We start from the raw sequence: 25,209 nt of genomic DNA, 5'->3' as shown, positions 1-25,209 counted from the left end.
CTGTCTTTCCCTCAAATTAAGGATATAAATAACGGCTCAACCTAAAAATTAGTGGTTTACATAGGGAGAGAACAGCGTAGTGGCAGAGGAATTCTGGAGAAGCGAAGCGCTCGCCTTTTAAAGCCCGATTTCCCCTGCTAACCTCTATCCTATAAAGAAATCAGGCTTTAACAGCGATCGGAAGAATCCTCTGCCACGCAGCGCCTCCTCCACCTAGATGGCCAACCACTAATTTTGGTTTTGAGCCGGAATAACGAACCTACATTTCTTTTGCATTTCGGCTAAAGAAAGCAACCAGCCCTGCCGCTATTAGAAGTCCTGAACAAAACGCGTACATCGCAGAATAAGACCATACATCCGCCACTAGGCCCATTACAATGCCGCCCATGGACATTCCAAAATCAGCCATTGCGATGAACAAGCCGATCCGTACATTTCTTGATACTGCAGGAAGGACAAATGTTAAATAAGTCATCAGGATTGGATACAACAACGCCTGCGCCGTTCCCATTAAAACAGCCGAAGCGTAAAGCAGGCCGGCTCCCGCCAGCTTCGATAAGGACAGCAGTTCCGCCGCCCCCGCGGCAATAAGGAGAATCCCAATAACTAACCGGGGATGCCACTTCCCATCGGACGGAATCCGGTTGCGAAGCAGAAAACGCGACAGCACGACAACAGCTGCTTGTATCATCAGGTAGATGCCTGCATTGCCGTTATTAATCTGGGTCGCGTACAACGGAAGGAACATGGTGACCGCACCAAACACAACAGACGCGGCGAACATAAGGATGCTGCTAATCATTAGCGAGCGGTTGGTAACAAGTTGCCCGAAAGCTTTGAACATCCCTGGACTGGATTTCACAGCCCCGCCTTCCGCTTTGGGAGATGACTGAATCGGCGCATTAAACCCGAACACCGCGGTAATGACTGCAATGCCGACCATAGCCATCGTAAAAGCATTCATCCCGCCCCACTCCCAGATGCCAAGCGCAAGCAACGGACCAATAATGGACGGTATGTAAGTCGATAAGGTTAACAAGGATACGCCTTGAGAACGTTCATGATCAGGCAGGGCGTCAATAATCCCCATTTGCAGTGCCATCGAGACAAAGGCTGTTGATACTCCCTGTATGAGCCTCGCTGCCACAAAGCCCTCCAGCCCACTGATGGTGTACAAGATAAGCGCCAGACCATTGGCAACAAGCAGTATGCGTAAAATGTTAAGCGGGCCGTATTTTTGCGTAAAATACCCGGCCCATGGACGGAGAACCATGCTCGTCAGCATATAGCTTCCCATAACCAGACCAATTTGGGCGTTGTTGGCGCCCAGACTTTCACCGCGGAGCGGAAGAATAACGTTCAATATCGGATTGGCGCTGAAAAATAGAAAAGCAAGCCCATATAAACGCAAAAAAGGCCAGGTCATTGCCTGTTGAGTTTTCAAAACTTTCCCCTCCACATTCGTCTCCAAAGTGCAGCAACTCTTTTTCTATTCTTCTAAATGCTGAATACGCTTATCCAACTCTCTTTATTAACGAGCAAAAATCCGGCCGTGGCCGGATTCTCAAAAATATAAGAATTTATAAATTTCCTTTTATAAATGGCTTATATCTCTCCGTGAAACAAAGCTTTTGGCCGTCAAAGGACAGCAAAGCCGTTTGCGCTTGGGTGTAGCAATAGTATAACAAATGCGATGGTCGCCTTACTAGGATTTTATTTCAGGAGAATGTCGTTTTTGCAAGTCTATTCAAGTGCTTCAATGCATTTGTACTCATAAAAAAAGGGGGTCGGCGCTTGAGACAGAATATTACTTTTAAGAAGCTTCTTGCTCAGGCAACAAAATCATAAGGCATATCGGAAAAAGGAGATCCGCCCATGAGTAATTACAACATCATCTTATTCGACCTGGACGGGACATTATCAGACCCCAAAGTCGGAATTACCAAAAGCGTCCAGTATGCACTGGAGAAATTCGGAATTTCAGAGCCTGATCTGGACAAACTGGAGCCGTTTATCGGGCCGCCGCTTGAAGAATCATTCGAGAAATTTTACGGTTTTAACGAAGAACAGTGCAAACAAGGCATCGCCTACTACAGGGAGCGCTTCAAAGTGAAGGGTTTATATGAAAACATTCTCTTTCCTGAAATTCCGAAGCTGTTGGAGCAATTAAAGGCGGCAGGAAAAGTGCTTGTCTTGGCGACGTCGAAGCCGACTGTGTTTGCAGAACAGATTTTGCAATACTTTTCTATCGACCATTACTTTGACCTCGTCATTGGCAGCAACCTGGACGGAACAAGAGTCGCCAAGGCAGAGATCATCAGCCACATTCTGGGAGAGTTGAATTCATACGATAAACAGGAGTTTATTATGATCGGCGACCGGAGACATGATATTATCGGGGCTCATCATACAGGAATTCATTCCATTGGCGTCCTTTACGGTTACGGCCCTCTGGAGGAAATGCAACAGGCTTCACCTACGTATATTGTTGAAGATGTAAGAGGAATTTCCGGCATTCTGCTTTAAATAGCTCGATTTGCATTCAATCAGCCATCAGATCACACATGAAGACGGTCCTGAATCGCCCTCTTCATGTGTTTCCTATCATTTTATATCATTTTATAAATATTTCCCCCCTAAAAAACATATTTTATCCCTTCCATGTACTTCCAACTAAATTTATCATGGAGTTACACGTACGAGTAAACTAGCTTTCTGAGAAACTACGAGATTCATCCATGTTCAATCAGAAAGGGTGGTGATCGATGCGAAAAACCTCAAAACGGGTTTAAGCCGTGTTTACCTCAACTGATGACGATGTCAACTCTTCATAAGCGCAAACGGCTTTGCCGTCTTTCGACGGGCAAAACAATACCCCTAACCTATTTTTCCACCCAAACCTCTTAGACTCAATATAACCGGTCAAAAAATGATTCGAAAAACTCATGCATCTCAAGGAAATACGCCTGCATTCCCTCGACACTTCAAGATACAAAAATTTTATAGTCAAATTCACTGTAATCGTTTTCAAAACTGATCTCACGACTATTATCACTGCCAAGGAGGACTTCTCACACCAATTCCGTCATAGGCACAACAAAATTAGATATAGAGGTGAAAAGCTTGTACTACTCCACAAAAAAGCAGCTCCGTCCGTTAAGTTTGCTCCTATGCATCGCCCTGCTACTAGGCTCTGTTCTCAATGCGTCGATCTTGTACGCAGCCGATGATGAGACATCACAACAACCCGCAGAAGCCCCGAAAGCTCCCCAAAACCTGAGAATTACTGAAGGGACGCTTACCCATGACTCCGTTGGCATCGAATGGGATTTTATCGGGACGGACCTCGATCCGCAAAACCCGAATAATATCGATATTTGGAATGCAGACACCGATGCCTCTATTACCTACGGTCATCTTTGGAAACGTGCAATTGGCGGTCTCAAACCCGAGACGACCTACCGCATCTACATTACCTGGGATGAAAGACCGGCAACCCGGCTTCATAAAAGCAACATTGTGGAATTCACCACACTAGCGGATACATCGGAATACAAAAAGCCCCCTCTGACTCCCCCGCAAAATCTGAAAGTATCCGCTGTAACCGACTCCGGCATCACCTTTACATGGCAAGGCAGCCCGGGAGCCAGCGGGTATGATTTCTACGTCAATGATGGCTGGAATGGCGGCGTATGGAACGGCTCTGACAGCTACTACACATTCGCATGGCCTGAAGGAAGCGCTCCAGGCACAGCCTACAAATTCGAAGTTGCTGCGCAACAAAAAATCGGGGATGGTCCTCTGGAGACATCTGAAAAAAGCAATACGGTCCGTCTGATTCAAGGCGAACTGGCAACAGCCAAGGATGTGCAGGTCATTACAGCAAACCGGACAACAGCCGTTATTGGCTGGGCCTCTGTACCCGGAGCTACAGAATATGATATTTATCAGGATGAACAACTCGTCGGTACATCAGATAGCAACCGTTATACGGCTAGCGGTCTGACAGAAGGTCAATCCTACAGCTTCACAGTTGTGGCGCGCAATGACTTGTGGACTTCGGCTGCCAGTGAGCCGACAGTTGCGGTACCGGGCGCCAATTATACGAATGTAACCTATTATACGCAATGGTCAATCTATGACCGCAAGTTTTATCCAAGCGATATCGACGTTTCACAGGTTACCCATATTAACTACGCTTTTGCTGACGTTTGCTGGAATAAGAAAGGAACAAATCCAAACAATATTTGCCAAAATGATGAATTGCCTCTACAGAAAGACTATGTATATAACGGGGAAATCATTATCGGCGACCCTGAAGCAGATCCTGCCAACTTTGCTGCATTTGCAGATATCAAGCAAGCCAATCCGGATCTGAAGCTGTTGGTGTCCGTCGGCGGCTGGTCCTGGTCCAGGAGCTTCTCCGACGTGGCAGCCGATGAGATTACCCGCAGAACGTTTGCGAATTCCGCCGTCAAATTTCTGCGTGAATATAAGCTTGACGGCCTTGATATTGACTGGGAGTACCCGGTAGAGGGCGGGGAAACACATAATATTCACCGTCCGGAAGATAAGCAAAATTTCACCCTGCTAATGAAAACCTTGCGTGAAGCGCTTGATGCGGCTGGCTCCGAGGACGGCAAATATTATTTGCTGACGATCGCTTCCGGTCAGAGCGACAGCTTCGTCGTCAATGCTGACCTGGCAAACTCAGTCTCCTATCTGGACTTTATCAATATTATGACCTACGACTTCGGCGGTAGTTGGGAAAAGCTCGCCAACCATAATGCACCGCTCTATTATGACAGCAAGCTTCCGAAAAGCTCTGCACCCCGCAGCAACGTAAGAGGCGGAGCAGTCGGGCATCTGAATGGCGGCGTACCGGAACATAAGCTTGTGCTTGGACTCCCGTTCTACGGAAAAGGCTGGAGCGGATGTGCGGAGCCAGGCCAATATGTCACTTGTACCGGCGTACCTCCAGGAACATGGGAAAGCGGAGTTTTCGATTATCATGATGTGGTCACCAATTATGTCGGCCAAAACGGCTATGTCCGTTACTGGAATGAAGCTGCCAAAGTTGCTTATCTCTACAGCCCGGAAACCCAACAGTTCATCACCTACAATGATCGCACAACCATGATCTACAGCGCTTCACTCGTCAAAACACTGAACCTCGCTGGCGTTATGAGCTGGGAAGTAAGCGCAGACCGTGAGCGGGTACTGCTTCGGCAGCTTAATCGTGACCTGCCTGCGAATGGCCGCTTTAATGAACAAGCCCTGGAAGCCCCTGCTCATCTGTCCGTGAATCAATCCAAATCAACTTCACTGAAGGCGCAATGGAATACAGTTGCGGGTGCAACAGGGTATGAAGTATTCATCAATCATGCTTACGCCGGCTACACAACATCAACCGAGTTTGAGGCAAACGATCTTCAACCAAACACAACCTATGATGTCTATGTATTTGCAATTCGCAAATCAGATGATCAAATCGAGGAGGTCTCTCCAGCGAGCAAGACGGGGAGCGTAAGAATACCAAGCAATATCTACTATCCGTCTGCACCTGTATTCGATACTAGCAAGACCGAACTGGATGTCACAACGGTCAAAGATCAGGATACGCTGCGCTTGACCGTAACGAAAAATGCCGGCGTTCAGACGATTAATGCCAATAAAGACAACGATAGCTATACCATTACAGTCCAGGACGATGCAGCGGCCTCCACCCTTGAAGTTTTCATTCCAAAAGAGGTTGCGGACGCGCTTGCCGAAAAAGGAAAACAAGCCTTGCTGACCGTTATCTGGAATGGCGTTTCCTATCAAATTCCGGCCCCTGCCATTAACCGCTCTGCTGACATTAAAATTACACTTGCTCCCCCCGGCACAGCAGTTGCAACAGATATTACGAAATTTGCAAAGGATAGCCAACTGAAACTGGTTGGAAAAATACTTGAGCTGAAAGTCGAAGTTCTCGGAACCGATGGCAAGTATGCGCCGCCAGCCGATATCCTTACACATACGTTCAAGCGCAGCTATACTCTGGATGGGAAGCCATTGAACAACGAGCGCCTGACAGCAGTTGTATATTTGCCGGATGGCAAGGAATTCAGAGCGATCCCGACAGCTATCATTAAAGGCACGGACGGCAAACTGCATGTCGAATTTACGCAAACGGCAGGCAGCTTGAATGTCATAGTCGAGTCCCTCTTCCAATACGAGGATGTGTCGGCAGAATGGGCCCGCAAAGCTGTCGAGAGAGCTACTGCCAAGCTGATAACAACCGGCGCAACGGATAACCATTTTGGAGCTGCAACTGAAATCACCCGTGGTGAATTCGTCTCTATCATTGTTAGAGGTCTCGGCGTCCTGCCAGATTATTCTGAGCAGCCATTCCAGGATGTACCTGCTGGTTCAGCTTACGCTGGAGATATCGCTGCCGCCAAGAAACTGGGCATTATTCAAGGCCGGACAGCAGATTCATTCCAGCCTGGCAATACGCTGACAAGACAGGAAATGGCCACTATTCTGGGCCGCGTCTGGCAGCATGCAGGCTTGCAGGCTGATACTGATCCATCCGTGCTGGATCGTTTCACAGATAAATCCGCAGTAAGCGGCTATGCCAAAAATTCAATCGCACTGCTTGTAGAGAAAGGCATTTTACAAGGGGTATCTGCTACCCGCTTTAGTCCGCAAGCCAATCTGACGAAGGCACAAGCTGTCGTTGCCGTCATCCGCTTGCTGGATGCTGCCGAGCAGAGCAAGTAAACGGAGAGCAAAGAAAATGAAATACTAGAAATAAGCAGTATGGCAGTATCCGCGGCGCTTGGCGCTTAATGATACTGCCTTTTTTCCGTAAAAGTCGTGTTTCTCTTGCAACATATGGACTCTAATCCGACTCATAAACTCCTTCTGGAATTTTTCCGGAATAGATTAAGCATCTGTTCAGCACACTCTCCAACTGCTTGCCATCGTAAATTTGTGCATAATGATTACTCACAATAAGCTTGCTGACCCAATCGATAGCCTTGTAGTAGGCTTCAGAGTTGTAGATCGGAACCTTAAAATGGGCGAGTTGCATATGAATGGCGTACTCTTCATCAGTCGGCGTAATTCCTATACTTCGTAGTTGGTTATAGTGTACTTTTTTTGCACTTTGCTCTTGTAAAATCGCATGCTGTATAGATACCTGTCCGACATGTGCCCGATAATAATGAACATATTGGGGTAAATTCGCCAACTGGGTTATATGGCCCAGACGATCCCATAATTCATAATCCTCGGCATGAGGATATTGTTCATCATAACGAATGGCATGATCATGCAATACGCGTGTGCGCATCATGATGGTCGGATGGCAAAGACATGTGTGGAACAATTGCCAGCAGCGAATACCATGATGTGTGATAGGCTTGGGAATCGGTTCGTTGTTATGCAACCATTTCATAAGTCCACCTAGTACCCCTACTTGAGGATTCGCATCAAGAAAAGCCACTTGATGTTCGAAGCGATCCAGCACCGCGATATCATCAGCGTCCATTCTGGCGATGTACTCCCCCGTAGCTAGTTCGATACCTTCATTCAGGGAGCGAATCAAGCCTTGATTCTGTTCGTGGATGACGAGCCGTATTCTAGGGTCTGTAAATTGCCCCAATTTTACTAAGGTGTCGTCGGTTGATCCGTCGTCAATGATTATTAATTCAAAATCTTTAAATGTCTGGTCCAGGATACTTTGTACAGCAGCCTGGATATAGCCGGAAGAATTATACGTTGAGATCAACGCAGTAATCTTAGGCAACTTTATCGCTCCTTTCAAATTACATATTTGTCTAAGACATCGTATGTCAGGTCTACTCGGCAAGACACGGACACTTATCGGACGTCAGAAAATATAAAATTATGAAACAGGAAAATTTAAAAACGTTGTCGAATATTGTATAGCCAAAGTTCAAATAAGGAGAACTGAAGTATGCAAGGAGGGTATGGCACCTGATGAACGTATTTATTATTACAGGCACCTCAAGGGGAATCGGTGAAGCCTTGGCCGCACAGTTGATGGGCGACGACTCTCATCATGTTTGCTGCATTTCAAGAGCTGTTAATGAGAACCTCATCAATCTGGCAAGAGATAACAATAAACGATTAAGCTATCATTCTTTTGATCTGAATCATATAACTGCGATAGATGACCTCTTTGCAGAGTTAATGGGTACGATTCAACAATTGCCGGGTATCAATGCCATCTGTCTGATTAACAATGCCGGAATGTTGTCTCCTATTGCACCAATTGAACAAATCAACGCGGCCGATATCGTTGAAAATGTGACGGTAAATTTGCTTGCGCCAATGGCAATGACATCAAGTTTTATCCGGCATACGCTAGCGTTGCCGGTTGACAAGCGAATTATGAATATCTCTTCGGCATCAGCCAAATACTTGCTGCCCTCGCAAAGCTGCTACAGTACCTCCAAGGCCGCATTGGACTCATTCACCAAAAGCGTATGCCTGGAGCAGATGAATAACCCGAATCCAGTTAAAGTTGTCTCCGTCTATCCGGGAATGGTCGATACGCAAATGCAGACCGAAATCCGTTCAATCAGCCGGGAAACCTTCTCCTTTGTGGATCAGTTTATCCAGATCGCCGAACAAGACCATCTGCAAACTCCCGCATATACCGCAGGCAAACTAATCGATATTTTGCTCAGCCCTGATTATGGCCATACTGCGGTGATTGAGGAACTGTAGCCTTCCTTTTCAACAAGAAAGAACGCCGCACAAAGCGACGTCCTTTCTTGCTCCGAGGGCTGCCCTCGTTCACCTCAGGTTATCTTCGTAGGCTGATCTTAACCAGTTCCTCCATCCGCCTGACGCGGAGATATTCCGTTCAGTATCTGCTACATGGCTCTCGCACAAGAAACCAGGCACTGCGCGCCCATCCGCCAATTCGACCTTGCCAATGCCGAGCGGAGCAGGAATCGACGCTGTAAATCTTCCAAAAGCATCAAGCGGCATTTTCCACAGCTCTATCGAAATCGCAGAACCAGTCCCCTCTCCTCTTGCCCGCACAAGTCCTGGCTTGGGCGGAACGGTGGACAACTGATACATTTCATAAACCGGAGCCGTCTCTGTTTCCTCCATAAAAACTGCACCAAGACCTAGCATTTGCTGCTCCAGTGCCATACCTCGCATATGCAGTCCGCACACAGCTACTGTAACGCTCTCCCCTTGACGAAGGAATGCCCGTGCGGCTTGGCCCAAATTCCCTTCCTCATTCGCAAGTGAAAACAGTGTAATGCCAAAAGGCAGCTTGTCATCCGCTTCACCGGCCGGAATCGCAATGGCGCTCAAGTCGAGCAGATTGCAATGATTGGTATACAGCCCCATTTTGAGATTTGTCGCAACAGGATCGGCCTCAATTTGCTCGCGCGTCCATGTACCTCCCGCTGTAGGCAGCACCAGCACCGCATTCCTCAGCAATTTCTCGGTCTCGCGCCTGATTTGGGCCAGCCTATGCTGCGCGCGGTACAGAGCCGAAGCCGAATAGTCTGCTTTCGCACCCGTACGAAGAATTTCTTCCGTAACCGGAAGGGCCGCACCAGGATGATTCGCTACAAATGTCTCCAGATCCGCCCAACGTTCTGCCACTAGCGGTCCCTCATACAGCAATGCCGAAGCTTCAAGCAGTATGGAAATATCTGTTTCCACCACCCGGCATCCTGTATCGTTAAGCATGATCTTGGCCCGCTCCCAGGCTTGTTCATAGAGAGCCGCGAAGGGACCGAAAAACTCCAGCGAACCTTGAGGGATCAGGAAGACAGCAGGCATAACCGGATGCGCCAGGGGGCGAGCGGCTGAGTACGGATCGCTCGCCAAATATCCCCTTGCCTGTTGATCGACTGCCAGACAATCGTCTATCGAATGGGCAAATACGGTCACGCAGTCAAGACTGCGACAGGCCGGGATAACCCCCTCTGTAGGCCAAGCCCCTACAGCAGGCTTGTAGCCGACAAGTCCATTGAGCGCCGCCGGAACCCGGCCCGAGCCTGCTGTATCGGTTCCCAGCGAGAACGCCGCTTGACCACGGGCGACAGCGATCGCAGAGCCGGAGCTTGAACCGCCGCTGATCAGTTCGGGCCGCAGCGCGTTATGCGTCCCGCCGTAAGGACTGCGCGTGCCGACAAGCCCGGTGGCGAACTGGTCGAGGTTGGCTTTGCCAACCGGGACTGCTCCGGCTGCAATAAGCCGCTCCACGACAGCCGCATTCCGCTCGGCCGTATAGGCAAAATCCGGGCAAGCAGCCGTTATCGGCCAGTCCGCAACTTCAATATTGTCTTTCACAGCGAACGGAATTCCCCAGAGCGGGCATTGGTCAGGCTCAAGCTTCTCCAGATCATTGAGGTAAGGATGAATTCGCTCCAGCGCCGGAGGGGTGATCCATATGCGACTTTCGACGCTTGCCTCCGCACGTTCAACAATCGCCTCAATGACTTCAACCGGCGTAAAGCTTCCATTCCGATAGCCTTGTCGTAAAGCGCCAATAGTCAATATTGAAGGCACCGCTTGCTTGCTCATGATGCGATCTCCTCCTCTTGCGGATAAATGGCGGCAATACAGTCTCCAGCGCGGACCTGATCACCTGGCGACACCAACACAGACGCAATAACTCCGCTGAACGGCGCTTGCTGATGGAATTCCATCTTCATGCTTTCTTCTATAATAATGGTGTCACCCTTGTTAACCGTTTGCCCCGGTTCCACCAGCACTTTCCATACACTGCCGGACATAGAGCTGTTCATCGCCACGCTGCCCTCCGGCAAAGCGCCCTCTTCCTGTCCAGCCGCGGCCTCAGACTCGGCCACATGCTCTGCAATACCAAGCTGCTTCCATAACTCTCTTTCCTGCTGAAAAGCGGCTTGCCGCGATTGTCTGAACAGATCCGATTCTCCCTGAATCGTCTCCAGCCAACTCAAATAGTCTCCCAGGCGGAACTTCGTCTCTTCCGTTTCGACGGTAAAGTCCCCGCGCAGAAAATCTTCTCTCATGTGCAGCAGCTCTTCCTCCGTAACCGGGTAAAAACGGATCTGGTCAAAAAAACGGAGCAGCCATGGTTTGCCAGACTCAAAATTCGCTGTCGAGCGGAATTTATTCCACATTTGCACGGTCCGCCCCACGAACTGATAGCCGCCCGGACCTTCCATACCGTATACGCACAAGTAGGCTCCGCCAATACCGACGGCATTCTCCGGCGTCCATGTCCGCGCAGGGTTGTATTTGGTTGTCACCAGCCTGTGACGCGGATCAAGCGGTACCGCAACTGGCGCCCCCAAATAGACATCCCCCAGCCCCATGACAAGATACGATGCGTTAAACACTACTTCCGCTACCTCTTCAATGGAGCCTAGACCGTTAATCCGCCGGATAAACTCCAGATTGCTCGGACACCATGGCGCGTCCGGGCGAACATTTTGCTGATAGCGTTCAATAGCCAGCCTGGTTGCCGGATCATCCCATGACAATGGAAGCTTCACGATCCGTGACGGCACCTCGATGGATTCCAGGGGAGGCAGGGTCAAGTCCAGTTCCAGAACACGGGCTGCCGCCTCCCGCACCGTGATGCGCGTCCGGTCCAGATGAATTTGCAAAGAACGAATGCCGGGAGTCATGTCGATATATGGAATGCTGCCGCTCTCCTTGACGGCTTGCATAAGCACGTACACCTGGAAGCGATATAATAGATCAAGCTCCCTGTCGCCGTATTCAATCAGAATGTTCTCATCGCCTGAGCAGCGAATTGCCAGCTTGAAGCGTCTCCCCTTTTCCTCATAAGCAAGCACCGGATTGTAGTTGTCACTGGAGCGTTCAGGCAAAAGCGGCAATGCCGGCAACTGTGTCCCATTCTCAGCCGGTTCCGAATTATCCGCAGACGCCCCCCTCCCGATGATCCTGCTAAGAAACCGCTCCTGTTGCTGCCGCATCCTTGCGGCTTCTTCAACCGAGATCAATTGGAACCGGATTTTGTCGCCCGGACGAAGCTGCCCGATCTTCCACAATTCAGCGGATGCCGTTGTCACCGGACAGACGAACCCGCCAAGGCTCGGACCGTCCGGGCCCAACAGGATCGGCATATCTCCTGTCAAATCCAGCGCGCCCACCGCATAAGCATTGTCATGAATATTGGATGGATGAAGTCCCGCGTCGCCGCCGTCTTCCCTTGCCCATAGCGGAGCCGGACCAATCAGACGCACCCCCGTGCGAGAACTGTTAAAATGCACTTCCCACACGGTGTCGGTCAATTGCTTCAAGTAAGCAGGGAGCAGATATTCCTGGGTACAATGCGGACCCGGAATGACGCCGATTGTCCATTCGTTAGCCAGTAAAGGACGGGACTCCAACGGAAGCGGCTGCATAGAAACAGGCTGTATATCAGGTTGTGTTTGCGGCTTGACGCGCAGCACAGCTCCGGGCCGCAGTGCGCTGCCGCCATGACCGCCGAAGCCGCCAAGCGTAAAGGTTGAGGTGCTGCCCAGTGTAAGCGGCATATCCAATCCGCCAGCCACCAGCAGATAGCCCCGCATCCCGGTCAAAGATTCGCCAAAGGTCAGTACCGAACCTGGGGCAGCTTTTACCGGAGTATAGAGCGGTACCCGCTCGCCGTCCAGCGTTGCCGACATATCAGCGCCGGTCAGACAAAACAACAAGCTGTCCCGGAATCGGTAGGCGCCCCCGCGCAGGGTCATTTCCAGGCCAGCAGCGGACTCATCATTGCCCAGCATCCGGTTGCCCAGTCTGAATGCCAGTGCATCCATTGGCCCCGATGGCGGCACCCCGATATCCCAATAGCCGATACGCCCCGGATAGTCCTGGACCGTCGTCTGGATTCCGCCATCTATCACTTCAATCGCCCGCTCTGCAGGCTTGAACCCGGTCAACATACTCGTATAGACATGACCGCTCTGAAAAGCTTCCGTCCCAAGAAAAGCCTCAATGTATGCCTGATTGGTCGTTATTCCGTACACACGAAGTTCGTCCAGACATGCAATCATTCGCCTGATGGCTTCGTCTCTTGAATCTGCATGGACAATCAATTTCGCCAACATCGGATCATACAGCGTCGTGACTTTGGCACCCGGCTGAATCCAGGTCTCCACCCGCGCGTTCTCCGGCCAGACAATGCCATCAATCTGTCCATCGCTTGGTCGAAAATCCTGATCGCAATCCTCAGCATAAAGACGAACTTGCAGGCTATGTCCTTGCGGCTCCCGCAGCCTTCCCGTCAAACCCTGCAATTGCCCCGCCGCCTCCACAATCATCCACTCTACCAGATCGATACCCAGCACTTCCTCCGTTACTCCGTGCTCCACCTGCAACCGGGTATTCACCTCTAGAAAATAATAGCGCTTGGTATCCGCATCGTACAAAAATTCGACCGTTCCCGCATTCCGGTAGGAGGAAGCAGCAGCAAGCTTTCTGGCGCTCTCATGCATTTCCCTGCGAACAGCCTCCGGCAGCATCGGAGCAGGTGTTTCTTCGATGATTTTCTGATTGCGGCGCTGTACCGAGCAATCCCGCTCTCCGAGCGCTACCGCTTCACCATAGGCATTGCCGAAGATTTGCACCTCGATATGTCTGGCGCGCGGGATATATTTTTCCAGAAACACACCGCCGTCGTTAAAATTAGCCGCCGCCAGACGTGTAACGGATTCATAGGCTTCTGTCAACGCAGCTTCACTCTCGCATATGCGCATTCCGATGCCCCCGCCTCCGGCTGTGCTCTTGAGCATGACAGGATAGCCAATCGTCGCCCCATGTTCGATTGCCTCACCCAGATTGCCCATCAGCCCGGTGCCCGGCAAGAGCGGCACACCAGCCTGCCGCGCCATGTCTCTTGCTGTATGTTTCAGCCCGAACAGCTCGATATGCGCGGGAGACGGACCAATAAATGTGATGCCTTCCCTGGCACAAGCTTGGGCGAAGGAGGAATTTTCACTTAAAAATCCGTATCCGGGATGAATAGCGTCCGCCCCGAATGCAATTGCCGTCTGCAAAATCAACTCCGCGTTTACATAGCTTTCCTTTGCCGGCCCTTCTCCGATCTCAGCCGCTTCATCCGCCATCGCCACATGGAGACTGTCCCGATCCGCGCGTGTATAGACGGCAACCGATGCGATGCCCATTTTCTTCAGCGTACGGATAATTCGCACTGCAATAGCTCCTCTGTTGGCAATTAAAACTTTGTTAAACATGATTCTGTTCCCCCTCCCCATTCCAGATCAACACCCGCGCCGGTGTCGGATTATAGGCGTTGCACGGGTTATTAAGCTGCGGACAATTGCTGATCAGCACCGTGACCGCAGTGAGTGCAGTCAGTTCCACGTAACGCCCTGGACCTGAGATGCCGTCTGCAAAGGTCAGCTTCCCTTCCGGTGTCACCGGCACATTCATGAAGAAGTTGACATTCGGAGCCAAGTCCCGTTTGGTGAACTCGCTGCGGCTGGACAGCATCAGCATAAACGTGTCCCGGCAATTATGCATCGGCAGCGTATCGTGCGAATAGCGAACTGTATTGCTCTGCGCGGAGCAGGCCCCGCCAATCGTATCATGCCTGCCGCAAGTGTCAGCGATAATTCGCAACAGCTCGCGCCCTGATTCTGCAAGAAGCACAGAACCGGTCGTCAAATAAAGATTGTTCTGATTCGTAATGGTACGAATGGCACTGTAATGGTCGGAAGGCTCCTCAGTCGAGTAAAACAAAGTATCTACCGCCTGATTGCCCTCCATATCCACAATACGCAGTATCTGTCCGGGCAGCAGATCATGCAGCCAGCCTTCACCTGCCGGAATGATATGATCATATACGGCATCCTTCGGATCAAACGCGCTGGTTACAGAAGTAAATGCTGTCGTAGTCATGATTGAATAGCTCCCCTCATCAGTTCGTAAGCGTTCCATGTATTCTCGAAAGCCCTTCGGTTCTCGGCGCAATAGTTCAGACAGCAGTCATCCTCTTGCAAGGGCCGCGCATCGCTCACTGCAATCTCGATGGCAGTGGTCGGGTATCCGGTGTCCGGATCGAACGGATTCGGAGTGTTGGAGAAGACGACCAGCACATCCATCTCGGTTCGCAGTGTGACGCTGCGTCCCGCAGTTTCCTGACTCATGTATCTCATGGAGCCGTCCAGCTCGCACACTACCTTGGAGAAAAAGTTGACCGGCGTGGTCAGATCCCTTGGCGTTAGCTGATGCCGATACATTTCCACCGTGAAGTTCTCCGCACCGCTTCGGTACCAGTTATTGCGCTCCGTCTGATAGCGGGTCAACCCGTATTTGGCATCCGTCCCGCTTCTTGTTGTATACCCGGATAACGGATCATGCCAGCCAACGCTATCCTCCGTAATCGAGATCATGGCCTTGCCCTGGTCGCTCATTAGAATATGGCCTTGCGTTAAATAAGCGCTATGCTGTGCTTTCAATGTATCCGGCATATTATAGCGCTCGGAAAAATACGGGGCGTGAAAGAAGAGTGCCGAAAGATTGGAACGGTTCCCGAGAGCTTTCATGTTAATCAACCTTCCACGCCCGATAATGCCAGACCATTTTTCCCCTGCTTGAACCGTAAAAACTTTTGTCATATCGCATACCTCCTCGAAATGGGCTGAAAAAATAGATAAAAGCCCGGGAGAAAAAGCAAAGCACACACAGGCTTTGACAGATTCTCCCGGGCTTTTATCCCGCCGTGGACAGCTACTGCTTATTGCAATAACTGCGTTTTCTCTCGGACCAGCCAGCCTCTTTTATAGCTCGGAACCCTAGAAAACATCTTTATTTTGTTTATGTAAGAAATACTAACATCAAAATCAAATAAACGCAATATATAAATTTTTCGTAGTTAAAATTATGCGTGTTTAGAAGAAGACATCCGTTTTTCAGTCCTGAAACAGAACATATATTCTTATTTACAGACTTATAAAAACCTTGTTATATTCAAATTGTTCTTATTCGCGTTAGATAATATTACACATTTAAATTTCTTCACAGAGATTACACATCGAAAGAGGGGAACCGCATGTCAAATCACAATGTGCTCAAACGGGATTTATCCTTATCCCATGTCGTCACGATGGGTCTTGCCTGGATGTCACCGATGATTTTTTTTACCAGCTTCGGGGTTCTTCATGAAGGTTCGGGAGGAATGCTGCTTGCCGCCTACATGCTTGCTTTTACAGCTATTATTTTCACAGCATCCAGCTACGGGCAAATGGCCTCCGCTTTTCCTGTATCCGGTTCGGCATACACCTACGTCTCCAAGGCGATGAATCCGCTCGTCGGGTTTGTGGTGGGCTGGGCAATATTGCTCGATTATCTATTCTCCTGTATTGTGGCAGTTCTCATGTTCGGCATTAATCTGAACGCCCAATTCCCCGCGGTCCCTTCGTACATTTGGATTTTGTTATTGACGTTAATTATTATGGTCATTAATATTATTGGGATTAAAACATCAGCGAATATCAGCAAAATATTCGTGCTCATGCAAATTTTGTTTATTAGCGGCTTTTGTGCGCTGCTTGTTTACAAGGCAATGAACGGTGGAATTACTGCGGGGTTAGATCCGTTTGCTGCCAGCGGCGAAGGTGTTTCCTTAACCTCTATACTTGCAGGGGCGTCTCTCGTATGCTTTTCATTCCTTGGCTTCGATTCCATTACGACAATGGCTGAAGAAACAAAGGAGCCGAAGAAAACGATCCCCCGCGCCATTTTGATTATTGTAGTTACCGCTGGCCTGTTGTATTTTGTAACCGCGTATTTAATTCAGCAAATGTACCCCGCTTTCAAATATTCGAATGTCGACTCCGCAGGCTACGAGCTGATGCAGATGATCGGCGGCGGGACCTTGGCGGCAATTTTCACCTTTGTCATTATCTTTTCTATCCTGTCGCAGGGGATGTCGTCCATGACGACTGTGACCCGGCTGCTGTTCGTTATGGGGCGCACCTCCCTGCTGCCCCGAAAGTTCGCATCTGTCCATCCCAGGTACAGGACTCCCGTGTTCAATATTATTCTGGTGAGCATCATCTCGCTTTTCGCTCTATTTATCAGTCTGGAGACTGCAATCAAATTCGTCAGTTTCGGCGCGTTAACCGCATTCCTCTTCGTCAATCTCTCCGTAATATGCCACTATATTGTTAGGCAAAGGCAGCGTTCTCCCCAAGATTTGCTGCTGCGCTTGATCTGTCCGCTCCTTGGCGCCGGATTCATTCTTTACCTGATCACACAGCTCGACAAGGCTTCCTTAATGTTAGGGTCAGCCTGGATTGTGATCGGTCTGGTTTATTACGCCTTGCAAAAAACAACCATTGCTTCCTCGCGGGAAGCAACGGTAACGATTTCCGAGAGTTGACATGCATCCTGAATCTCATAAAATAACGAAAAGCCCTGCAGATTTGTGTCTACAGGGCTGTTGTTATGTTAGCAGCTTGACAGTTGCTCCTGCCAGGCTGACCGTTTGTTAATTCACCTCTTTAGAGTCATGTATCCAGCGCAAATTAAGGTTGTCCAATCCTGCTGCCCATTCTTCAGGAGGGGCTTGATCGGACACCACAATGTGAATATCTGCCAGATCGGTAATTTTGGCTACCGTACGTTTTGCAATTTTGGAGTGATCCGCCACTACGATCGAGGTCTCCGAGCAGTTTATTAATTTCCTTGTGAAAAAGGAGCGATCATAGTCATAGCTCGTAACGCCGTGTTCCAATGAAATCCCGTCCACAGAAACAAACGATTTATTGACGAAGAAATCTTCCATTATTTTCTCGGCAATTGGCCCGGACACGCGCAGATGCTTGGCATTGACTTCTCCGCCAATAAATATAATCTTGCCGTCAAAAATTCCCCGTTTTTGATGTTCAATCAGCAGCATAAGAGCAGGAATGGAACTGGTCAAAATCGTCAGATTATGTTTATTATCCAGAAAATGAATAATTTGCAGGGCGGTGCTTCCTTCATCAATGACAATCACATCGTTGTCCTCGATTAACCCCGCGGCCAGAAAACCGATCTTGCGCTTTGCTTCCGCACGAATAATCTCTCTTTCGTAGTGGGCCGGCTCTACTTCCACTTTGAACTTGACTGCGCCGCCATAGACCTTCTTGAGCTTATTATCTTTCTCCAGTTCATCCAGATCTCTTCGGATCGTTTCCGTTGACACTTCGAACAACTGGGAAAGCTCGCTCGCAATGACTTTCCCCTTCTCATTGAGCAGAGTCATTATGCCTATCCGCCGTTCTTCTCCTGCAAGCGACACTCTACTCCCCCCTTTTTTTCGAAAATATAATCTTTACTTTATCGCAACCATTATACCAAATGTTAACATGTATAATATATACTTTGGCCGTTATTTGTCATATCGAAAAGATGAAATTTATTTGCTTTGACTTTGATATAAATCAAATCTCCCGGCTGGATTTCTTTTTCATTATCCGTCAGCAACCGGATCATCGTTTCGAGTTTTCCCTGCGTGTCCGTCACCTTCACCAGCTTCCCGCTGCCCAGATGCTCAACCAAATCAACCTTCATCGGAATCGCCTGATTATCGTTTTTGTCACAGACTACAAGGTCATGCGGCCGAATACCGAATTTAATCGTCTTCCCCATATAGGTCCGGTCCAATATTTTGTCCTCCGGAAGTTTGTATTCAAAGCCATCTGTCACCACAACCTGGTCCCCGGATTTGTCCTCCAGCTTGCCGTCCACCAGATTCATCGGAGGGCTGCCCAGAAAGCTTGCCACGAATAAGTTGATCGGATAATTGAATAATTCATGCGGTGCGGCGTATTGCTGAATTTTGCCGCCGTTCAAGATGGCCACGCGATCGGAAATCGCCAGCGCCTCTTCCTGATCATGGGTGACGATAATTGTAGTTACGCCCAGGCTCAACTGGATTTTGCGAATTTCGTCCCGTACATCCAGCTTCAATCTTGCATCCAGATTGGACATCGGCTCGTCCAGCAACAGAATTTCCGGATTCTTCGAGAGCGCTCTCGCCATTGCTACCCGCTGCTGCTGCCCACCCGATAATTGAGACGGTTTACGATCCAGCAAATGATCGATTTGCAAAATCTTACTCGTTTCCTTGGCGCGCGCATAGGCTTCCTGCTTGGGAATCTTCCGTTCTCTTAACGGAAAGGCAATGTTATCCCTGACGGTCAGATGCGGATACAATGCATACGATTGAAAGACCATTCCGATATTGCGGTCTTTCGGCTCCACGTGATTGACCAGCCGCTCGCCAAAATAGATTTCTCCCGCTGTTGGTTTCAGCAGTCCTGCAAGCATCATTAACGTCGTCGTTTTCCCGCACCCGGAAGGTCCGAGCAAAGCTACGAATTCGCCTTTGTTAATCTCCAGATTCAAGCCGTCCACAGCTTTGTTGCCTGCTTGCTTGCCGTCATATGCCTTGACGATATTTTTCAACGTAATCATACCTGCTTCGCTCCTCCCAAGTTCACCTTCATGAATATTTTCTGGGTGAATATATAAAACACAACAATAGGCAGCGTATAGAATAATCCGATGGCGGTAATCAAACCGTAATTGACGATTTGATTTTCTTTCGTTACCAGTTTGGATAAATAGCCGGCAAGCGTCAGCATATCGTCATTGAATATAAGCAGCTTGAACAAAAACCATTCCCCGTAAGCGCCGAGAAACGAGAATACCGCAATTGCTCCGATTCCGGGAAGAACGTAAGGAACCAGCACTTTCTTGAAAGCGCCAAATCGGGTGCATCCATCGACCATGGCTGCCCATTCGATATCCCATGGAACTTCGTCGAAAAAACCTTTCATAATATAGACGCGCCCAGGCAAGGAACCGGTAACCGCAACAAGCAGAACGCCCAAATACGTATTAACCAGATTCATCTGCACAAGGATAAAGAAAGTCGCGATAATAAGGGTGATGCCCGGAAAGGACCGCATCAGGAACAAAAACTTCATTGCGGATCGTCTTCCCTTGAAATCCAGTCTTGAGAAGGCATACGCAGTAGGCACAGATATGCACGCCTCAATGATCACAATTAATATCGAATACATCATCGTATTCAAAACAATCGGCCAGATCATCGGCAGCTTCACTCCGGAATATTGAACAGGCTCCTGGAAAAACGAGAAATTGTCCAAGGAGAATTGTCCGGTTGTAAAGTTCATGGTCGCCGCAAGAAAGTACCACACGATCATAGCCGCAATAGGCAGCGTAAACAACGTCATGTACGTGTGTACAAGCGCTTTTTTGAGCGTACTTGTTGACATCGGGCTGTTTCCTCCCTGGATTAATCCTCAATTCTGGAGCGTTTAATCATCTGGTCAAAATCGAACAGGCGTAAGAAAAATAAAGTCAGCACAAATGAAATCAGCACGACAATTAATGAAACGGCCGCACCATAACCGTAATACTTGAGGTTGAAGGCCTGCTGATAAGCATAGAGAGACAAGGTTGTCGTATCTCTCATCGGTCCTCCGTTTGTCAAAAGCATGATGAAGAAGTACGACGATACGAAGCCGATCAGCTCTGAGATGGTAATATACATTAAGGGCCATTTCAAAGTAGGCAGAATGATTTTGAAAATAACCGACTTCTCACTCGCTCCATCAACACGGGCGGCTTTGTATAAGTCTTCGGGGATGGAGTTAATAGCAGCTGATAACAAGATCATGCCCCCCGAAATGGTGGAAACGATCGTCGCCAGGATTACAATTCCCATCGCGCCTTTCGTAAACCAGGACACAGGATCAGTGGTGATGCCGAAGTCATGCATCAAGCTATTAAGAAATCCTTCATCCGTAGGATCGAATACGTACTTCCAAAATGTAACATAGACAACAGCAGGGATAATACTTGGAATCAGCCACAGCACTCTGTAGATAACGGCTGATACTTTGCCTTTCAGAAAATATTGCGTCGCAATAGCTATAATCAGCGCAAAGATCAGGGAGAAGGCTAAAGACAAAACAGCAAAGATAGCTGAATTCCATAATATTTGCGGCAGATTGTAGTCCGAGAATATTTTCGCAAAATTACTAAAGCCGACGAATTTTGGTTTCAACGATGCATTTAAATCCGTAAATGCCATTACTACTGTCGCGATGGCAGGCAAGATGAAAAAGACAAATACCAGCAACGCAAACGGCATAATGAACAAATAAGGATAGATTTTTTTGCTGAACGGTTTTTTGTACGCTTGAGGCACTGCGTTTTCCATACCGACCATTCACCAGCTTTCGCTAAAATGAAATGGAAGGCGCCCTAACCTGGATTAGAGCACCTTCCGTTAAGAAAGACTCTTGCTATATAAGTTGTACTTAAGACACGGTGGCGGGTAACCGGAGTGTGAAAGGATTCTGGAGAAGCGGAGCGCTCGCCTTTGTTCCCGGATTTCCCCTGTTACTACCGTTCATTCAAGAAATCCGGGAACAACAGCGATCGGAAGAACCTTTCACACGCAGGCCTGGCCTTATTCAATGATGACCCGATCCGCAGGAACATTTTGCTTAACATCCTTTTTGAATAAGTCATACGCTTCATCTGCGGACTTGCCTTTGGTCAGAATCGCGTCTACGCCCAACGTATAGCCTTTAACAAAGACAGCATAATCCGGTTGTGGCGGACGAGTCCGAGTGAACTCAACCAGGTATGCATGGTCTTTGTAGAACTCCATTTCTTTAAAGCGCGGGTCCGCTTGAGCTTCAGGCGTGACAGGCAGTTTTCCGCTGGCAATCGTATGGTTGACCTGCAGATCAGCATCAAGAACATGTTCAATCAGTTTTTGCACGTATGGCATTTTCGCATCATCGACTTTAGGACCTACGAAGATCATAGCCGGGTTGCTGTACGAGGACGGCTTGCCGCCTTTGGTCGCTGATGGTACGGGAATCCATACCACATTTTCTTTGAACCAGGCATTGTAGCCTTCGATATTATCTTTCATTCCATTGGCTTCGCGCATCATTTGATAAAATTCCGTACGGGCAAACTCAGCAAAAACGTCTCCTTTGACAAACATAGGCGCAGCCTTATCTGTATCAATATCTGCGATGCCTTCCGCAATGACTCCGCGCTTCACCGCATCAGCCCAGAAAGAGTAGACATCCTTCGCCTTGGCAGCAAGAACCATCTTGTTCTGTTCCGGATTATAGTTATAATTGCCGAACGTATAGTTCCAACCTTCGAATCGGATGTCTTCTACGGCGAAGCCGATTTTTACCAGACTTTTCTTCTTCGCTTCGTCTGCCAGATCGACCAAATCGCCGAATGTGAAGTCTCCGGAATCTACACGGCCCTTCAAACCATTGATTTGCTCGTCCGTCCAACCGAGACCCTGCAGCGCTTTGCGGCTAATGAATACCGGGGAAGCATCCATGTCCTGGATAGCGCCATAATAATGGCCCTCGTACTGCATAATATTTGTATACGATTCCGGCACGTTCTTAAACACTTTAGAATCTTTCACCCAGTCAACAGCCTGGATGATTCCTGCGTCACGCTGCCATCCAATATCCACACTGGAATTAATGAAGACGTCCGCTGCTTTGCCAGCTTGCGCCTGGAGAATCAGCTCGTCATCGCCAATTCCCGGCCACCAATCGATTTTCACTTGAACGCCTTCCGCTTTCAAATCTTCATTGACACGCTTCTCGGCTTCGACGAAGTTATCTTTGCGCGCTCCCCAATTGTTCTCACGAACAGAAATGGTCACGACTTTTGTGTTCTCTCCTTTGCCGGCAGAACCGGAATTGCCTTGCGTCACCGGGGAATCCGATCCTTTGTTCGGTGCACAACCAGCCAATAACCCTACACTCACGACCATACTCAAAGCAGCAATAATAAGCTTTTTCATTTGTTCAGCTCCTCATTAAGATGTCCTCACTCATTTTTTGCTTACTCATTCTGTTGTTGATCATTTTGTCCTACAAACCAAGTATACGTTTCGAGTGTAAAAAGAAGATTAAAACACATTGATTATTTGTTTTCTTGTTGTTTATTATGAAATAATGTTGTTTTTAATTTGTAAAAACGTCTCCAATTGCTTCCTCCAAAATGGACAACGCCTGTTCTACCTCCCCTTGTGTGGCAATTAGGGGCGGAACCAAAGTAATAACATTGCCATTCGAAACTTTAAAGCTAAGGCCCTTCTCCAGACAACGGTACATGACCTTCTCGGCTCCTTCTACTGCTTTTTCTTTCGTTTGACGATTCGTGACAAGCTCCACCCCTGCGAGCATTCCCTTAACACGCACATCTCCAACAATTTCATGCCTGTCCATCATTTCCTTAAGACGCTGTTCCATGAATACGCCCATTTGCTCGGCATGAGCCAGCAGATTGTGGTTTTCAATGAATTCAATTGTAGCCAATGCAGCCGCACAGCCTACTGAACTCTTCTCATGGGTGTAATGACCAAGCGAAATATCTTGAGCTACGTTCAGGCCTTCGCGGGCAATGATCCCTGCCATCGGGAACACCCCTCCGCCGAACCCTTTGCCGATCACGACGATATCCGGGACAATATCATAATGCTCATGGACGAACATTTTCCCCGTTCTTCCGAATGCTCCAGGAATTTCGTCCAATATGAGAAGAACGCCATATTGATCACAAAGCTGGCGAATTCTCTGGAAGTAGGCTTTAGGAGGAATCTGAACATCGGTACTCCGTATCGGCTCCATAATAATTGCCCCGATATCATTCTCCATCTCCAGCATATACGCCAGATATTCCAGCGACTTCATGCCGCTATCTTCACTGCCACTGAAGAGACCGCGATACGAATTGTATGGCATCATATGCTCGGCGCCCGGCAGCAGCGGTCCGATCTGATTGCGGAATACCCCTTCGCCTCCAACGGAAATGGCATCCAGACCAGCGCCATGAAAGGAATCCCATGTCGATATGGTTTTAAACTTCCCCGTTGCTTTCCGCGCAAGTTTCATCGCCAATCCGACCGCACTGGTACCGCCCGGCGTAAATAATACCCGATTCAGATCGCCAGGCGCCAGGTCCACCAGCTTCTTGGCCAATTTAACGGCAATAGGGCTCGTATAGCGACGCGGTAAAAAAGGCAATTCATCCAGCTGATTCTTCATTGCATCGATGACATAACGGTTTTTATGCCCAACTTGATGGACGCTATTGCCATGAAAATCTATAATTTTGCGGCCGTCCATATCCTCCAAATAAATACCCTCGGCATCCGTGATCACATTCAAGCAGGGCGTGGACATCGACTGATGAAGGAAATAACGACTGTCTTCCTCCAATACATCCAACGTTTGCTGGCTCAAGTGATTCTCCTGCCATTCACGACGCTCGTTCGATAAATTAATATCCCCTTCAGTTCTTAAAAAGGGTTTTACATCCACTTGATTGTTCCCCTTCCTGCAAACGATGATTAATGGTTTCAATAATGTCAGGCAACTGTGACATGTCTTCAATAACAGCATGTGCTCCGCTCTGCATGAACCGGCTTCTTGCGACGTCCATCAAGCTTGTTAGCTCATCCGCTTCCAAACGGTCGACTTCATCTTCGGTCAAACCCAGCATGGAGCTTCCTTTGATGACACCTATGGCCCAAACCCCGGCGTTTCTTGCTTCTTGCATATCTGATTCCGTATCGCCAACCTTCACAACTTGTGATGGCACTCCCATATCCAATTGAATCATGTTGGCATAGATCATATATGGCGACGGGCGGCCTTTACCTTTCACACCATCCGGTGTGACAAAATAATCCGGCGCGTAACCTGACTCCTCCGCTTTGTCGGCAACAATTTTCATCATCACGTCGTTGTACCCGGTCGTACCTCCGATTTTCAAGCCAGCCTGCCGCAGTTGCTTGACAACATCTACGACATGCTCAATCGGCTCTGCGAAACCATGAAGAATCGCAAGCAGCTTCGGTTCAAATTCTTCGTGCATCTCATCGACATCACTGTCGTTATATGGACGCCCCATCTGCTCTTCAAACAGCTTCCCGATTCGAGGCATCTCCAGCATCGTTTTCATATGATCCCATTTCAGCAGTCCCATCGGAGCCCGTACTTCCTCCAGCGTCGGTTCGATGCCTTTGGATCTGAATATATCGATAAATACGTGGACAGGCGCCATACATCCGTAATCCACTGCCGTACCTGCCCAGTCCATAATTACGCCATTCACTTTCAT

General features: G+C 48.8%; 17 protein-coding genes and 1 riboswitch. Of the genes, 4 read left to right on the top strand and 13 right to left on the bottom strand.

Annotated features, from left to right (window positions below):
* Positions 1-259: 259 nt before the first annotated feature.
* The gene (cntE, locus tag JFN88_RS02005) at positions 260-1,444 is read right to left on the bottom strand and encodes a staphylopine family metallophore export MFS transporter CntE (RefSeq protein WP_332908416.1); all 1,185 of its coding nucleotides are present in this window, start codon (positions 1,442-1,444) and stop codon (positions 260-262) included.
* 431 nt (positions 1,445-1,875) lie between these two features.
* Here cntE and JFN88_RS02000 point away from each other — a divergent pair, with 431 nt between their 5' ends.
* Both JFN88_RS02000 and JFN88_RS01995 read left to right on the top strand, forming a co-directional pair.
* Positions 1,876-2,526, top strand: coding sequence for an HAD family hydrolase (locus tag JFN88_RS02000; RefSeq protein WP_199017616.1), 651 nt, complete (start codon positions 1,876-1,878; stop codon positions 2,524-2,526).
* A 597-nt stretch (positions 2,527-3,123) separates the two neighbouring features.
* Complete coding sequence (locus tag JFN88_RS01995) at positions 3,124-6,765, top strand: glycosyl hydrolase family 18 protein (protein WP_199017615.1); 3,642 nt, start codon at positions 3,124-3,126, stop codon at positions 6,763-6,765.
* Between the two features lie 121 nt (positions 6,766-6,886).
* Here the strand turns inward: JFN88_RS01995 and JFN88_RS01990 are convergent, their stop codons facing one another.
* The gene (locus tag JFN88_RS01990; protein WP_199017614.1) at positions 6,887-7,795 is read right to left on the bottom strand and encodes a glycosyltransferase family 2 protein; all 909 of its coding nucleotides are present in this window, start codon (positions 7,793-7,795) and stop codon (positions 6,887-6,889) included.
* A gap of 194 nt (positions 7,796-7,989) precedes the next feature.
* Between JFN88_RS01990 and JFN88_RS01985 the strand changes: the two genes are divergently transcribed.
* Positions 7,990-8,742, top strand: a complete 753-nt coding sequence (locus JFN88_RS01985; RefSeq protein ID WP_199017613.1) for a (S)-benzoin forming benzil reductase — start codon at positions 7,990-7,992, stop codon at positions 8,740-8,742.
* Between the two features lie 69 nt (positions 8,743-8,811).
* Here JFN88_RS01985 and JFN88_RS01980 read toward each other — a convergent pair whose 3' ends face one another.
* Genes JFN88_RS01980 through JFN88_RS01965 form a run of 4 tightly spaced genes read right to left on the bottom strand, consistent with a single transcriptional unit; the run spans position 8,812 to position 15,626 of the window.
* Complete coding sequence (locus JFN88_RS01980) at positions 8,812-10,569, bottom strand: allophanate hydrolase (RefSeq protein WP_199017612.1); 1,758 nt, start codon at positions 10,567-10,569, stop codon at positions 8,812-8,814.
* Positions 10,566-14,240, bottom strand: a complete 3,675-nt coding sequence (gene uca / locus JFN88_RS01975; protein WP_199017611.1) for an urea carboxylase — start codon at positions 14,238-14,240, stop codon at positions 10,566-10,568. Before uca ends, JFN88_RS01980 begins: the two co-directional genes overlap by 4 nt.
* Positions 14,233-14,907 carry an urea amidolyase associated protein UAAP2 gene (locus JFN88_RS01970; RefSeq protein ID WP_199017610.1) on the bottom strand — a complete coding sequence of 225 codons (675 nt, stop codon included), beginning with the start codon at positions 14,905-14,907 and terminating at the stop codon, positions 14,233-14,235. The genes uca and JFN88_RS01970 overlap by 8 nt, the downstream gene beginning before the upstream one ends.
* The gene (locus JFN88_RS01965) at positions 14,904-15,626 is read right to left on the bottom strand and encodes an urea amidolyase associated protein UAAP1 (protein ID WP_199017609.1); all 723 of its coding nucleotides are present in this window, start codon (positions 15,624-15,626) and stop codon (positions 14,904-14,906) included. Before JFN88_RS01965 ends, JFN88_RS01970 begins: the two co-directional genes overlap by 4 nt.
* A gap of 81 nt (positions 15,627-15,707) precedes the next feature.
* Positions 15,708-15,818, bottom strand: a riboswitch (guanidine-I (ykkC/yxkD leader).
* A 242-nt stretch (positions 15,819-16,060) separates the two neighbouring features.
* Here JFN88_RS01965 and JFN88_RS01960 point away from each other — a divergent pair.
* Positions 16,061-17,392 carry an APC family permease gene (locus JFN88_RS01960; RefSeq protein WP_199017608.1) on the top strand — a complete coding sequence of 444 codons (1,332 nt, stop codon included), beginning with the start codon at positions 16,061-16,063 and terminating at the stop codon, positions 17,390-17,392.
* A gap of 108 nt (positions 17,393-17,500) precedes the next feature.
* Here JFN88_RS01960 and JFN88_RS01955 read toward each other — a convergent pair whose 3' ends face one another.
* The 7 genes from JFN88_RS01955 to phnX all read right to left on the bottom strand — a co-directional run bounded on the left by JFN88_RS01955 (position 17,501) and on the right by phnX (position 25,209).
* Positions 17,501-18,295 (bottom strand): DeoR/GlpR family DNA-binding transcription regulator, encoded by a 795-nt coding sequence (locus JFN88_RS01955; RefSeq protein WP_199017607.1) that lies wholly within the window; start codon positions 18,293-18,295, stop codon positions 17,501-17,503.
* A gap of 62 nt (positions 18,296-18,357) precedes the next feature.
* A complete protein-coding gene (locus JFN88_RS01950) occupies positions 18,358-19,473 on the bottom strand; it encodes an ABC transporter ATP-binding protein (protein WP_199017606.1) in 1,116 nt (371 codons plus the stop codon).
* On the bottom strand, positions 19,470-20,300 hold the full coding sequence (locus JFN88_RS01945) for a carbohydrate ABC transporter permease (protein WP_199017605.1): 831 nt from the start codon (positions 20,298-20,300) through the stop codon (positions 19,470-19,472). Before JFN88_RS01945 ends, JFN88_RS01950 begins: the two co-directional genes overlap by 4 nt.
* A gap of 20 nt (positions 20,301-20,320) precedes the next feature.
* Complete coding sequence (locus JFN88_RS01940; RefSeq protein ID WP_199017604.1) at positions 20,321-21,250, bottom strand: carbohydrate ABC transporter permease; 930 nt, start codon at positions 21,248-21,250, stop codon at positions 20,321-20,323.
* A gap of 252 nt (positions 21,251-21,502) precedes the next feature.
* The gene (locus tag JFN88_RS01935; protein WP_199017603.1) at positions 21,503-22,885 is read right to left on the bottom strand and encodes an extracellular solute-binding protein; all 1,383 of its coding nucleotides are present in this window, start codon (positions 22,883-22,885) and stop codon (positions 21,503-21,505) included.
* Between the two features lie 163 nt (positions 22,886-23,048).
* Positions 23,049-24,407 carry an aspartate aminotransferase family protein gene (locus JFN88_RS01930; RefSeq protein WP_332908415.1) on the bottom strand — a complete coding sequence of 453 codons (1,359 nt, stop codon included), beginning with the start codon at positions 24,405-24,407 and terminating at the stop codon, positions 23,049-23,051.
* Entirely contained in the window at positions 24,379-25,209 is an 831-nt protein-coding gene (gene phnX, locus JFN88_RS01925) for a phosphonoacetaldehyde hydrolase (RefSeq protein ID WP_199017601.1), read from the bottom strand. The genes JFN88_RS01930 and phnX overlap by 29 nt, the downstream gene beginning before the upstream one ends.

It is taken from the genome of Paenibacillus roseus (assembly GCF_016424485.1).
GTDB classification, from domain to species: Bacteria; Bacillota; Bacilli; order Paenibacillales; family Paenibacillaceae; genus Paenibacillus_D; species Paenibacillus_D roseus.
Note: the sequence above shows the minus strand (reverse complement) of the source record. Positions and strands in the feature narration are given on the sequence as shown.